The organism is Vibrio fluminensis, from assembly GCF_015278125.1.
GTDB lineage: Bacteria > Pseudomonadota > Gammaproteobacteria > Enterobacterales > Vibrionaceae > Vibrio > Vibrio fluminensis.
Window position 1 is genome coordinate 59,485 of record NZ_JADILO010000022.1, and the last position, 14,584, is coordinate 74,068.

Here is a 14,584-nt window from a genome sequence, read left to right on the forward strand (position 1 = left end):
ACTACAAAAGTGATGCTGTAAATTGGATATCACCAAGGATTGTCTTTCTCGCAACATTTTTCCTGTGAGAAAAGAAGGGAATCAAACCTGGTCAACCTCGAGCAGGTGCGAATTAAAACTATAAAAGGAAGTGGCGTGCGATTAAGTTCGCTTAATCAAAGTGCGTCCAAATTAGATTGGAAGGATGTATCTATGGTAGATAGAGAGCAGAGCACCCAAGGTCTGTACACTCCTGAATTGGAGCATGACGCTTGTGGTATCGGTTTTGTTGCTCACCTCAAAAACCGTAAATCACACGCAGTAGTAACTCAAGCACTCGATATGCTTGCTCGCATGGAGCACCGTGGCGGTCAAGGTTGCGATCCATGCAGCGGCGACGGCGCAGGTATCCTACTGCAAAAACCTCATGAATTTCTTTTAGAAGAAGCGGTCAAGCTTGGGATTAAGCTCCCTTCTTTTGAAAAATACGGTGTTGGTGTCGTACTTTTTCCGAAAGACCAACACAAACGCGAGCAATGTCGTGACATTCTAGAACGCAATGCTAAGCGCCTCGATCTTGAAGTAATTGGCTACCGAGTGTTGCCAACCGATAACTCAATGATCGGTGCCGACCCGCTAAGCACTGAACCACAATTCGAACACGTATTTATTACTGGTGGTCCAGGCACGACGCCAGAAGAGTTAGAACGTAAACTGTATGTATTACGTAACTACACGGTTCGCGTATGTTTAGAAAGCGTGTCCAACATTGGTGATGATTTCTACATCAACTCAATGTCATACAAGACTCTGGTTTATAAAGGTCAGCTAACCACTGAGCAAGTACCTCAGTACTTCTTAGATCTGCAGAACCCAACCATGGTGACTGCACTCGCGTTAGTTCACTCTCGCTTCTCAACCAATACATTCCCTAAATGGCGTCTCGCTCAGCCTTTCCGTTACATTGCCCACAATGGTGAAATCAACACCGTTCGCGGTAACTTAAACTGGATGAAGGCACGTGAAGCAATTCTTGAATCAGAATTGTTCACTCAAGCTGAAATCGACATGCTGCTACCTATCTGTCAAGAAGGTAGCTCAGACTCATCAAACTTCGACATGGCTCTCGAGCTATTGGTGCTTTCCGGTCGTAGCTTGCCGCACGCATTAATGATGATGATCCCTGAAGCATGGCAAGAAAATAAAAACATGGATCCAACGCGTCGCGCATTCTATCAATACCACGCGAACATCATGGAACCATGGGATGGTCCTGCTTCGGTATGTTTTACTGACGGCGTACAAGTAGGTGCAACGCTTGACCGTAACGGTCTGCGTCCATCACGTTACACAGTGACCAAAGATGACTTCCTAGTCATGGCGTCAGAGTCAGGTGTGGTTGATATCGCGCCAGAAAACGTTGAGTTCCGTGGTCGCCTGCAACCAGGTCGTATCTTCGTGGCGGACCTTGAGCAAGGTCGCATCATCTCTGACGAAGAAGTCAAAGATTCTATCGCAACCGCTCAACCTTATGAGAAATGGGTTGAAGAGAATCTGCTTAGCCTGAAAAAACTACCAGACGCAAGCAACCAGTTCAGCCAACCATCGCCTGAACGCCTATTGCACCGTCAACAAGCGTTTGGTGTGAGCTCGGAAGAAGTGAACGAGATCATCGTGCCAATGGCTAACGATGGTAAAGAGCCTCTATCCGCAATGGGTGCCGACTGGCCACTCGCTGTACTTTCTCATCAATCACAGCACCTATCTAACTACTTTAAGCAGTTGTTTGCGCAGGTAACCAACCCACCAATCGACCCGATTCGTGAACGCATGGTAATGTCGCTGAATACTTACCTAGGTAAGGATCAGAACCTACTGACCGAAACGCCGCTTCACTGTCAAAAAGTCGAGCTTGAATCGCCAGTACTGGCTAACTCTGAACTCGAGAAGCTACGTGCAATTGATAACGAGCACCTGCAAGCGAAAACGCTGGATATCGTATTCCAAGCCAGTGAAGATCAAGGCAAACTTGAGCGTGCACTAAAACGTATTTGCCAATACGCAGAAGATGCGGTTATTGATGGCTACTCTATCATCTTGCTAACTGACCGCGCGGTGAATTCTAACCATGCCGCTATTCCAGCGATGCTGGCGGTAGGTGCAGTGCACCACCACCTAATTCGCAAAGGTCTTCGTGCTAAGTGTGACATCGTTGTGGAAACGGGTGATGCACGTGAAACGCATCACTTTGCCACGCTACTTGGCTACGGTGCGAACGCAGTTAACCCTTACTTGGTTATCGAAACCATCGTTGAATTGCAACGCACTAAGAAGCTAGATCCACAAGCCAACCCACGCGAACTATTTGATAACTACCGTAATGCGGTTAACGGTGGACTGCTTAAGATCTTCTCGAAGATGGGGATCTCGACCCTGCAGTCGTACCACGGCGCACAAATTTTCGAAGCATTGGGCATCCACAAGTCTGTGGTTGATAAATACTTCACTGGTACTGTTTCGCGTATCCAAGGTCTCACTCTGGATGATATCGCCAAAGAAGTACTCGTCCGTCACCGCTTTGGTTACCCACAACGCGATATCCCAATCCAAGTTCTGGATGTTGGTGGTGTTTACCAGTGGAAACAGCGTGGTGAAAAACACCTGTTTAACCCAGAAACCATATCTTTACTTCAAGAGTCAACGCGCAATAAGAACTACGATCAGTTCAAGCAATATGCTGCTGCCGTTGATAAGCAAGGGGATAACGCTGTTACGCTACGTAGCCAGCTCGAGTTTATTAAAAACCCAGCAGGCTCGATCCCTCTATCAGAAGTAGAGTCAATCGACAGCATCGTAAAACGCTTTGCAACTGGTGCAATGTCATTTGGTTCTATTTCTTACGAAGCGCACTCAACGCTTGCGGTAGCGATGAACCGTCTTGGCGCGAAATCGAACTCAGGTGAAGGTGGTGAAGACCCAATCCGCTTTGAACCAAAAGAGAACGGTGACTGGGAACGCTCTGCAATCAAACAGGTGGCGTCAGGTCGTTTCGGCGTAACCTCTTACTACCTCACTAACGCTGAAGAGCTACAAATCAAAATGGCTCAAGGCGCAAAACCAGGTGAAGGTGGTCAGCTACCAGGCGATAAAGTCGATGACTGGATCGGTGCGACTCGTCACTCCACTCCTGGGGTGGGTCTGATTTCTCCACCACCGCACCACGACATCTACTCAATCGAAGATTTGGCACAGCTCATCTACGATTTGAAGAACGCTAACCGTAAAGGTCGCGTTAACGTTAAGCTAGTATCTGAAGCAGGTGTAGGTACCATCGCCTCAGGCGTTGCGAAAGCGAAAGCTGACGTGGTACTGATCGCTGGTTTTGATGGTGGTACAGGTGCATCACCAATGTCTTCCATTCGTCATACCGGTCTTCCTTGGGAACTTGGTTTGGCTGAAACTCACCAGACGCTACTGAAAAACGGTCTACGTAACCGTATCGTGGTTCAAGCCGATGGTCAGATGAAGACACCACGTGACCTTGCAGTCGCAACACTGTTAGGCGCCGAAGAATGGGGCGTAGCAACCGCAGCTCTAGTAGTGGAAGGTTGTATCATGATGCGTAAGTGTCATAAAAACACCTGTCCTGTGGGTATTGCAACTCAGAACAAGACGCTACGTGAACGCTTTGATGGCCGCGTAGAAGACGTCGTGACCTTCTTCCAATACATGGCTGAAGGTCTACGTGAAATCATGGCAGAACTTGGTTTCCGAACTATCGAAGAGATGGTCGGTCAAGGTAAGAAACTGAAAGTTCGCCAAGACGTTTCGCACTGGAAATACAAGAACCTAGATCTAACGCCTGTGCTGCACGTAGAAGAAGCGCGTGCGGAAGACGGTATCTTCTGTCAGACCCAGCAAAATCATAACCTTGAATCAGTATTGGATCGCAAGCTTATCCAAGCTGCAATTCCGGCGCTCGAGAAAGGCGAAGCGGTCACTGCTGAGTTCCCAATCGTCAACACGGACCGCTCAGCGGGCACAATGTTGTCGAACGAAATCTCGAAAGTATACAAAGATAACGGTCTACCTCAGCCAATGAACGTCAAATTCAAAGGCTCTGCGGGTCAATCATTCGGTGCTTTCCTTGCTAAGGGCGTTAAGTTCGAAGTGGAAGGTGATGCCAACGATTACTGGGGTAAAGGCCTTTCGGGCGGTACGCTAGTACTTTACCCAGACGCCAATTCAAGCATTGTCGCGGAAGATAACATCGTGGTCGGTAACGTATGTTTCTACGGTGCAACCTCAGGTGAGTCTTTCATCCGCGGTCTTGCTGGTGAGCGTTTCTGTGTACGTAACTCCGGCGCGAAAGTCGTGGTTGAAGGTGTTGGTGACCACGGCTGTGAATACATGACCGGTGGTGCGGCGATTATCCTTGGTTCGACTGGACGTAACTTTGCTGCTGGTATGAGTGGCGGTGTGGCTTACGTTTGGGATAAATCAGGTGATTTTGAATCCAAACTCAACCCTGAACTGGTTGACCTCGATCCAATCGAGCAAGAAGACAAAGACCTACTACTCGACATGCTGAGTAAGCATGTTCAGTTCACAGGAAGTGAAGTGGCTCAGTCTTTCCTAGACAATTTTGAAGTAAGCCTTGAGAGCATGGTGAAAGTAATGCCACGTGACTACAAAGCCGTACTTCAAAAACGTAAGGCTGAAGCAGAACAAAAAGAAGCGGAGGCAGTGTAATGGGTAAGCCTACTGGATTTTTAGAGCATGGTCGTGAACTCCCGCAGAAAATCGACCCGCAAGAGCGTATTAAGAACAACAAAGAGTTCGTTCTCAATGAGGAGTTTGGTGACAAGATCAACACGCAAGCTTCTCGCTGTATGGACTGTGGCGTGCCGTTTTGTCATAACGGCTGCCCTATTGGCAACATCATCCCAGAATTTAACGATGCGGTTTACCGTGACAGCTGGGAAGAAGCTTGGAACATTCTAAGCTCGACCAATAACTTCCCTGAATTTACTGGTCGTGTTTGCCCAGCTCCATGTGAAAGTGCGTGTGTACTTGGTATTAACCAAGACCCAATCACCATCTGTAACATTGAGAAAACCATTGTTGAGACCGCGTACCGTGAAGGTTATGCGAAACCAAAAACGCCACGTACCCGCACGGGTAAAACCGTGGCGATCATCGGCTCAGGTCCGGCAGGGTTATCTGCTGCTGAGCAGCTTAACAGTGCTGGTCACTCAGTGACGGTATTTGAGCGCGATGAAAAAGTGGGTGGTCTAGTACGCTTTGGTATTCCAGACTTTAAGTTAAGCATGGATATCATTGATCGTAAGATCAACTTAATGGCGGAAGCTGGTGTTGAGTTTAAAGTAAACCAACATATCGGTGTGGACGTTAACGCTCAGCAGCTACGCCAAGAGTTCGATGTGGTATTGCTAACAGGTGGCTCTACGGTCCCTCGTGATCTGCCTGTCCCTGGCCGTGAACTGAATGGCGTTTACTTTGCGATGCAGTTCCTTGCGCAAAACAACCGCCGTGCCAACAACATGGATCTTAAGACGGAAGAAATTCACGCGAAAGATAAACATGTCGTGGTAATTGGTGGTGGTGATACGGGTTCAGACTGTGTGGGTACTTCAAACCGTCATGGTGCGAAGAGCATCACTCAAGTTGAGATTATGCCGATTCCGCCAGAGAAGCGCCCAGCAAATATGCCTTGGCCGCAATACCCAATGATCATGCGCACTTCAACGTCTCATGAAGAAGGCGTTGATCGTCACTGGAACATCTTAACTAAAGAGTTTGTTGGTAACGATCAAGGTGAAGTAACCGGTCTGCGTATCGCTGACATCGTTTGGGAAGATCCAAAACCAGGTGAGCGTCCAGGCTTTAAAGAAGTTGAAGGTAGTGAGCGCGTGATCCCTTGTGATATGGCGTTCCTCGCGATGGGCTTCTTACACCCTGAGCCACATGGTGTACTCGCACAACTTGACATCGCATTGGATGATCGCGGCAACGTAGCAACCACTGACTTTGCCACCAATCAACCAGGTGTATTTGCCGCAGGTGACATGCGTACTGGTCAATCTTTGGTTGTACGTTGTATCAACGAAGGTCGCGAGTCTGCTCGCGCTGTTGACGAGTATCTAATGGGTGGCACCAACCTAGAAGCGAAAGCAAATTCACTGATGCTTTCTGCTTAATAAAATTTGGCGAGAAGCTACCATTTCTCGCCATTTACCTTCCATTTTATTTTGACCAGCCTCGCGCTGGTCTTTTTTCGCTCTCGTCACATCACTCACCGTCAATCCCTTTATACTCTTGGTTATAGTGATCAGTTTGACTATAGTTGCGTATAGAGCAATCACACTAAACCATTCGGAAGAATTAAATGAAAACTACGTTGGCAATCATCATTGCCGCAGTCACACTTTCAGGATGCAGCCAAGGAGCCAGAGCCATGACGAAAAAAATCGACCTAATCTGCGCTGATAAACCCAACTGTGTGTCAACCCTAGATCAGAGAGAAAAATTTCAACTCGCTCCGTTCACTCTTAAAGATAATGTCTCTATTGAACAAATTGAAACCGTGGCACTAAACTTACCGGGTGCGAAAACAGCCGCTCATGAAGGCAATTATCTACGTATTGAGTGCACCTCAAAAATCATGCGCTTTGTTGATGATTTAGAGCTAGAAATAAGAGGCAGCCAATTACTCGTGCGCTCAGAATCTCGCGTCGGATACTCTGATTTTGGTGTCAATCGCAAGCGAGCAGAACAGTTGAGAAGCGGACTCGCAGAAGCAGGATTGTTAAAAAACTAGCGTATTAATCGTAACACTTACGCCAAATACGCCTAAATATTTTAGGCGTAAAAGCCATAAGCCATGCACAAATTTTGCTCATTCATTCACTAATACTTTTCTCCAACGATGTCTAATTTTTAGGCGATCTTTATCACACAATGCTTGCGATTAGCCACCTCTCGTGGTAATTATGGTTGTTCAATTAAAGAGAATAGGAATTATTCTTACTTAAAATAACAACGAATAATGGCACTGTAGTGATACAAGCCTATGGACTCGGCGGCAATGAAGCTGCTAGCAATCAAGGAAAAGATCGAATGAATCAGGAATGTCGCTCGCTGTTTGATCGCGAGCATGAACACTCGAGCTGTGGAGTGGGGTTCATCACGGACAAAACGGGCGAACAAACTCACCAACTTTTATCCCTCGCTCATCAAGCACTTTGTACGATTCCCCATCGTGGCGGTATGAACGCTGAAGGCATTGGCGATGGAGCAGGCGTCAATATTGACTTATCAAGCAACTTCTATCGACATCTGTTAAGTAAACCCCAACTCACTCTCGGCGAGTTTGGCGTTGCCAACTTTTTCTTCCCCTATGATAACGAGCAATCTCAGCATGCCAAGTCACTCATTGAAAGCACTTTAAATGAGTTCAACTTGGATCTTGAACTCTATCGTCAGGTTCCCGTTAACCTAGGTGCGGTTAACCTCGCTTCTCAGCAGGTTCAACAAACCATACACCAATACGTATTCACTAACGCGCAAATCACTCGCGGTCATGAACAGTTTGAACTTGATATTAATCTCGCATTAAACAAACTCGAATCCATCGCTTTCACTGATGATAGCCTGCATGGTTTTTACCCTCTTTCAATGAGTTCAAAGACTCAGGTTTACAAAGGGCGCTTAAACTCTTGGGAAGTGATGCCTTATTTTGCTGATCTCACTCACCCAGAACATCAAGTTACCACGCTTTTTTTCCATACCCGTTTTTCGACCAACACAGCACCTGCGACAATGATGGCGCAGCCATTTCGACGCATGGCCCATAACGGTGAGCTCAATACTGATAAGAAAAACCGGCTCAGTGAGGATGCCATCGCTCGTCAGCAGCACAAATCAGTCGTATTTCCTAAAGGACAGTCAGACTCAGCAAGGCTAGACCAAACCTTGGCTCGCCGAGTGGTGGAAGACCAAATGGATATCGTGACAGCGGTAATTGCCATGATGCCACCAGCATGGGAAAACGACACTAAGCTATCGAAAAACGTCAAAGCCATGCTCGAGTATTTCAGTCTCTCAGAAGAAAAAAATGATGGTCCTGCCGCGCTCATCTTCTCTGATGGACAAAAAGTTGGTGCTCGCCTCGATCGATTAGGACTTCGCCCACTAAGAAGTGTTGAAACAGACCGCTACTTAGCCGTAATGAGCGAAGCGGGGCAAATCGACTTTCCAGCCGAAGAGATCACTCGCTTTGGGCGTATCCAAGCCGGAGGTATGATTTACTTTGATCATGCGACTGGACAAAGCTATGAAACCAAAGAAATTCTTGAGCAGCTCGCCTGTCAGCGCAATTACCCTGCACTACTTGAATCGGCACGTTTTACCCTAAATAACTTAGAACCTAGCCACTTAGAACAAGTAGAAGATAACAATCATTTTAGTGCGTACAGTCGCCATGTCGCTTACTCACTCAACCAAGAAAGTTTTAAATTCTTCCTCGACCCAATGCTTGAATCTGGCGCAGAAAAAATATCCGCAATGGGCTTTGGACTCGCACCAAACGTGCTGACCGATGAAGAAGGTGGCATGGCGAAATATTTCAGCCAAAGATTCGCTCAAGTTACCAACCCACCACTAGACTCTCTGCGCGAGTCTGACGGCATGACACTGCGTGTTGCTTTGGGTGCAAAACCCAACTTCAGTCCTCAAGATACGGTTCAGTTGGTACTTGAATCTCCAATTATTCAGCCACAGCAATTAGAGCAAATATTGCAGCAAAAACGCATTAACGTAGCAACGGTTGATACACTCTTTACCCCGACCATCAACAGCCGCGATGATAATACCCAGCGCGTCAAAAATGCAGTGGAGAGCGTTTGCCAACAAGTTGAAGCAGCCGCACTAGCGGGCAATGGTATTGTCGTTTTAACCGATAAAGCCATTGCCAACGATCAAGCCGCCCTGCCCGCTATCTTGGTCGCGGCCGCAGCGAATCAACGCCTAATTCAACGCGGTTTGCGCTTTGATACCAGCTTGGTTTATCAAACCGGCCAGACAGCTAGCAGCCATGATATTGCCTGTTTACTCGGTTTTGGTATCTCTGCGGTGTGCCCTCTCTCGGTTTACTATCGCGCCCAAACTCTAGCCAACAATCAGAGTGTTGAAGTCGGCCTAAAAAACTTCCAAAAAGCGTGTGAAAAATCGCTGATGAAAACCATGGGTAAATTTGGCCTTTGTACTGCAGAAAGCTACATAGGTGGTGAATTCTTTGAGTCTAACTTTATCGACACAGATTCCGCATGCCTGAAAGAGTACTTTCCCAATATTGCCTCACCTGTAGGCGGAGCTCGTTTGGCGGATATCGCTTGGAGCGCCGCAAAATGGCATTTCAAAGCACTAGCGATTAATGAAGAGAATCAAATTCCACTATTGGGGCTTTTCAAAGAACGCCAAGATGGTGCTGGACACAGTTTTGGTAATACCGCGGTACGCGAGTACATCAATATGACTCAAGAACCAGTAAGCTATGTAGAGGCTTCACCGGAAGCAAAACTACTTGAGTCAACGGTGGTACAAGAGCAAGATCTTGCCTACAAGCAAACTGGCTATGAGAAACTTACGTCAGAGCAAATCGATACATTTTCGATAACACCCGCTTACCGAACATTTGCCCAAAATCTGTATCTAGAACGTGAAACGCGCCCTGCGACATTACGTGACATTTTGTTGTTGCCATTAGATTTTAGCGCTGCGACGACTCAAGCCGAATTCGTACACTTACTGGATCGTTATCACTTTGATGGTAATAATGACTACTTATGGCGAGGTATCACCGTTGAAAATAATCAACCTGAGTACTTTTTAACCCTCGACAATCCAGATGCGAGCTATGCGCTGAAAGAAGCAATTGAGCTGGTTTGGAGCGATAAGGCCGGCCAAGTTGAACTGGTCAATGACTCAGTTCGAATCATCGCCTTGCCTGCTCTTGATCATTTCCTAAGTCGGGTAAAATCGACACCCAATGCCATCGCAATAGATCAAGTATCACCGGCTCATTTGATTACGCCTTGCTTTGCCTCTGGCGCAATGAGTCACGGCGCGCTCAATGCTAACGCCCACCAAGCCGTTGCTCAGGGCACAAATATCGCAGGAGCGATGAGTAACTCAGGTGAAGGTGGTGAGCACTCATCTCGCTTCAACTCTATTAAATCCAGCAAAATCAAACAATTTGCTTCAGGAAGATTTGGTGTTTGGGTAGGTTATTTGGCCGATCCTCAGCTCGAAGAAATTGAAATCAAAATAGCTCAAGGGGCTAAACCGGGTGAAGGCGGTCAGTTACCTGCGCCAAAAGTTACCGTCGAAATTGCCGCCGCGCGTGGTGGCACCCCTGGAGTAGAACTGGTGAGTCCACCTCCGCACCATGACACCTACTCTATCGAAGATCTAGGCCAACTTATCCATGACGCAAAAGCGGCGCGTGTGCGAGTCATCGTAAAACTGGTTTCGTCAGAAGGCATTGGCACCATAGCCGTTGGTGTAGCGAAAGCAGGCGCGGATATCATTAACGTCGCGGGCAATACTGGTGGCACAGGCGCTGCGGCTGTAACCAGTTTGAAAAACACCGGTCGCGCGGCTGAAATAGGTATTGCAGAAGTTCATCAAGCACTGAGCGAGAATGGTCTGCGCGATAAAATTACGCTACGTTGTTCAAATGCTCATCAGACTGGCATGGATGTGATTAAATCAGCCATTATGGGGGGGGATTCATTTGAATTTGGCACGACTGCCCTCATGATGCTGAAGTGCGTGATGGCGAAAAACTGTAATATCAAATGCCCTGCTGGCTTAACCACCAATCCAGAGCTGTACCAAGGTGACCCTAGAGCACTGGCGCAGTACTTCCTTAATGTCGCGCACGAAGTCAGAGAGATTTTAGCCCAACTTGGCTATACCAGTTTAAGCGAGATTCGTGGCAAAACAGAGCTGTTACATCTTGCGAATCACCACAGTATCGTTGGCCGTCTCGATGTCACCGGATTACTCAAACCCGTTGATGCGATCAAAATTGCCAAACCCGTATACCTTGAAGCAGACTTTACCCCCGATGATCAACTGATTGAGCAACTGCTTAATCAATATTTTGAATCACAAGATCAACAAATTATTTTAACGGCGGGTAAGCTTAACAACCGCAACAAATCCACGGGTGGACAGCTATCGATTGATATTGAGCGAGCACTTAACTATCAAGATAAAGCACGCAACCATCCAGCGGTGAAAACCGCCAGCAACGGACGTCGCTTCTTTGACGCTGAATCTATCACCGTAAACAGTCATGGCAGTGCAGGCCAAAGTTACGCGGCATTCAATAACAGCGGTATGGTCATGCACCATACCGGTACCTGCAATGATGGCGTAGGCAAAGGGGCAAGTGGTGGACATATCGTGGTGCGTTCACCTCATGCTCAAAGCCTTTCTCAAGGCAACAATGTCCTGATTGGTAACTTTGCCCTGTTTGGCGCTACTGGCGGTCAAACCTTTATTCAAGGTGAAGCTGGTGACCGTTTTGCCGTACGTAACTCTGGCGCGGTTGCCGTGGTCGAAGGCGTTGGTGACTTTTGTTGTGAGTACATGACCAATGGTTCGGTTATCAACCTCGGAAATTATGGTAAAGGCTTCGGCAATGGCATGTCCGGCGGCATCGCTTATCAATACGATATTGATGGTCAATTTGCTGCAAGCTGCAGTAAAGATTCGGTGCTAACCTTGCCACTAATAGAGCAAGATGATGGTTACGAGCAAGCACTTAAATGGCATCTAGAGCAACATCTGCGCTTTACAGGGTCAGAGAAAGCGGCGCAATTGCTCGCGGATTGGGCAACCAGTCGTACGCTATTTACCTTGGTATTACCATTAGCCCTAACCCAGAGCCAGCACCCAGAAAGCATTCTCACCACTCACTCGCGTAAAAAGATGTTGGAAGAGATGATTCAAGGTGAGGCAAGCCGCCTCATTGAGCAAATCCACTTTGCCTACCGAGATAATCAGCCGCTCGCTAACGGTCTAAGCCCTCAATACGGTGAAATGGATAGTCGCTTAATCTGCCAACTGCTGACCCAAAGCGGTGTCTTACATCGCGCGAAACAATTAAGTCAGCTGCAGACTCCTAATGACCCACAACAAAACCCAAGCTTGCGTCGCTTGTTCGAGTTAAAAGATAAAAAGTTACTCGATGCGATCAGTAAAGATGTCAAAGAGGCCATCTCTGCCTATCAAGACGAAGAGTTATCGGTGTTGCTTGCAGACAAACGCGTTAGTGACTACAAAAATTCTCTTAATCGCCGTGACATTTGGGATACCCACTCGCGAGGTACCAGCGTTTGGATCATAACTCGTGAAGCGGAGATTGCTCAGCAGATGACCAACATTGAACCACTGAGTCAACGGCTAGCGACACTTTACTGCCAGCTATTTTCCGATGTGATTCGTGATGAAATAGAGCAAGCACAGAAAAATCAGAAAGAAGCTAAACCAGCCTAAGGAAAGGCGCTGTAAATTAATAGGAAATACGATGAAAGTACCTCATTTGCCACAAGACATTCCATTTAATGATGACCAAAAAACTTGGTTGGCTGGCTTCTTTTCAGGCCTACACTCACGCTTGCTGGTTAAGCAAGAGTCTGTGGTTCATGCGGAAACAAAACCGCAAGTAAAAGGCTTAACCATTCTATACGGTTCCCAAACAGGTAATGCCGAAAGCGTCGCCTACGAAGCCGCAGAGAAAGCCAAAGAGTATGGCATGACAGCCTCAGTGTTTGACATGGATGATGTCGACGCACAGATTTTTGTTAAGTCTTCACGCATACTGATTGTCACCAGTACCTACGGTGAAGGTGAAATGCCTGATAACGCCGAATCACTCTGGCAAACCATGAGTAGTAACAATGCACCAAACCTTATCGGCACCTTCTTCTCTGTACTCGCGCTAGGTGATACGAGTTACGATGAGTTCTGCCTAGCAGGTAAACTTTGGGATGAGCGTTTGTCAGAGTTAGGGGCCACTCGTGTCACCGATCGAATCGACTGTGACATTGATTTTGAGCAACTAGCCGAAGATTGGATGGTGGCAACATTACCAAGCATTGCCGCTCAAGGTGATGATGACGAAGAGCAGAGCCAAACTGCCTCTTCGCCTGCTAAGCAAAAGTCTAAGTTCAATCGAAAGAACCCTTTACTCGCAACGCTAAAGCATAAACGAGTATTGACTAAAGCAAGCTCTTCAAAAGAAATCATGCACTATGAACTCTGTTTAGAAGGCTCGGGGGAGTTTTATAAACCAGGGGATGCGCTAAATGTCATCCCACAAAATCAACCGGACTTGGTCGAAGATGTACTCCAACAACTCGGTTATAACGGTGATGAGCGTCCGTCTTGGAATGGTGAAAGTCATAGCCTGCGTGAAATTTTCACACATCACCTTGATATTCGCACCCCAGCAAAAGAGTTGCTTAAGGCGGTCGCTGAAGCGGCTAGTGATCATCAAGTCTTACAGATGCTTGCCAATGACGATACTGCGCCACTGAACGATTTTCTCTGGGGTAAAGATATTCTCGATATTCTGCGCTACTACCCAAATGTCAGTTTATCCTTGGCGGAAATATTATCATTGCTTAAACCTATCGCACCTCGCGCTTACTCTATCTCCTCTAGCTTGAATAAGCATCAAGACGAAGTGCATTTAACCATTGGTAGTGTACGTTACCAAAAGCAAGACCGCGAATATCATGGAACTTGCTCAACTTGGCTTGCTGATATCATTAACGAAGGTGAAAAAGTCCCTTGTTACTTTGCTCCCAATAAGAATTTTGCAATTCCTCAGGATGACAAGGCGCCAATGATAATGGTCGGCCCTGGCACTGGCATCGCGCCATTTCGAGCCTTTCTCGAAGAGCGAGAAGTTATCGCGGCACCTGGTGATAATTGGTTAATTTTTGGTGATAGAAACGCGGCGAGTGACTATATCTATCAAGAAGAAATTGAAGCTTTGCAGCAAAAGGAAGTATTAACCAAATTAGATCTCGCTTTCTCTCGCGACCAGGCGGAGAAGATCTACGTACAAGATAAAATGCGTGAAAATGGTGCCGAGCTATTCGCATGGCTAGAACGTGGCGGTTACTTCTTTGTTTGTGGTGATGCTTACCACATGGCAAAAGATGTCGACAAAGCGCTCCATGAATTGATTGCTGAGCATGGTAACGTCGATCATCAAGGCGCCGTCGATTACGTTGCTCAATTGAAAAAACAAAAACGCTATGTCCGCGATGTTTACTAAAAAGCACTTAATTCATCTATCGAGTAAACGCACTGTCTCTGAAGTATTGCAAACCGGGACATAAAATAACAAAGCCATGGTTTCAACCATGGCTTTCAGATTGATGACGAACCCCGCTTTTTCAAGCGGGGTTCTTTTTTGGAAGCGACCGTAGGTCGCGATCGCGATATTTTTTGTTATACCGTGCGCAGAAGCTTCCATTCATTACATAGGCATACAGAAGCA

General features: G+C 47.0%; 5 protein-coding genes. All 5 read left to right on the forward strand.

All coding sequences use genetic code 11. The annotated features are described in order from the left end of the window. Positions 1 to 192 precede the first annotated feature (192 nt). The 5 genes from gltB (at position 193) to IRQ95_RS14830 (ending at position 14,359) form a co-directional block, all read left to right on the forward strand. Positions 193 to 4,731 (forward strand): glutamate synthase large subunit, encoded by a 4,539-nt coding sequence (gene gltB, locus IRQ95_RS14810; RefSeq protein WP_194437641.1) that lies wholly within the window; start codon positions 193 to 195, stop codon positions 4,729 to 4,731. Continuing rightward, positions 4,731 to 6,200 (forward strand): glutamate synthase subunit beta, encoded by a 1,470-nt coding sequence (locus tag IRQ95_RS14815; RefSeq protein WP_194437642.1) that lies wholly within the window; start codon positions 4,731 to 4,733, stop codon positions 6,198 to 6,200. The genes gltB and IRQ95_RS14815 overlap by 1 nt, the downstream gene beginning before the upstream one ends. A gap of 188 nt (positions 6,201 to 6,388) precedes the next feature. Then, on the forward strand, positions 6,389 to 6,820 hold the full coding sequence (locus tag IRQ95_RS14820) for a DUF1499 domain-containing protein (protein WP_194437643.1): 432 nt from the start codon (positions 6,389 to 6,391) through the stop codon (positions 6,818 to 6,820). Positions 6,821 to 7,119: 299 nt separating this feature from the next. After that, positions 7,120 to 12,567: a glutamate synthase-related protein gene (locus IRQ95_RS14825; protein WP_194437644.1), complete on the forward strand. Its 5,448-nt coding sequence runs from the start codon at positions 7,120 to 7,122 to the stop codon at positions 12,565 to 12,567. Between the two features lie 31 nt (positions 12,568 to 12,598). Continuing rightward, positions 12,599 to 14,359 carry a diflavin oxidoreductase gene (locus IRQ95_RS14830; RefSeq protein ID WP_194437645.1) on the forward strand — a complete coding sequence of 587 codons (1,761 nt, stop codon included), beginning with the start codon at positions 12,599 to 12,601 and terminating at the stop codon, positions 14,357 to 14,359. The last annotated feature ends 225 nt before the right edge of the window (positions 14,360 to 14,584 follow it).

Coding starts and splice junctions, on each gene's coding strand:
- IRQ95_RS14820 (WP_194437643.1), top strand. CDS start 6,389: ATGAAAACTACGTTGGCAATCATCATTGCCGCAGTCACACTTTCAGGA.
- IRQ95_RS14815 (WP_194437642.1), top strand. CDS start 4,731: ATGGGTAAGCCTACTGGATTTTTAGAGCATGGTCGTGAACTCCCGCAG.
- IRQ95_RS14830 (WP_194437645.1), top strand. CDS start 12,599: ATGAAAGTACCTCATTTGCCACAAGACATTCCATTTAATGATGACCAA.
- IRQ95_RS14825 (WP_194437644.1), top strand. CDS start 7,120: ATGAATCAGGAATGTCGCTCGCTGTTTGATCGCGAGCATGAACACTCG.
- gltB (WP_194437641.1), top strand. CDS start 193: ATGGTAGATAGAGAGCAGAGCACCCAAGGTCTGTACACTCCTGAATTG.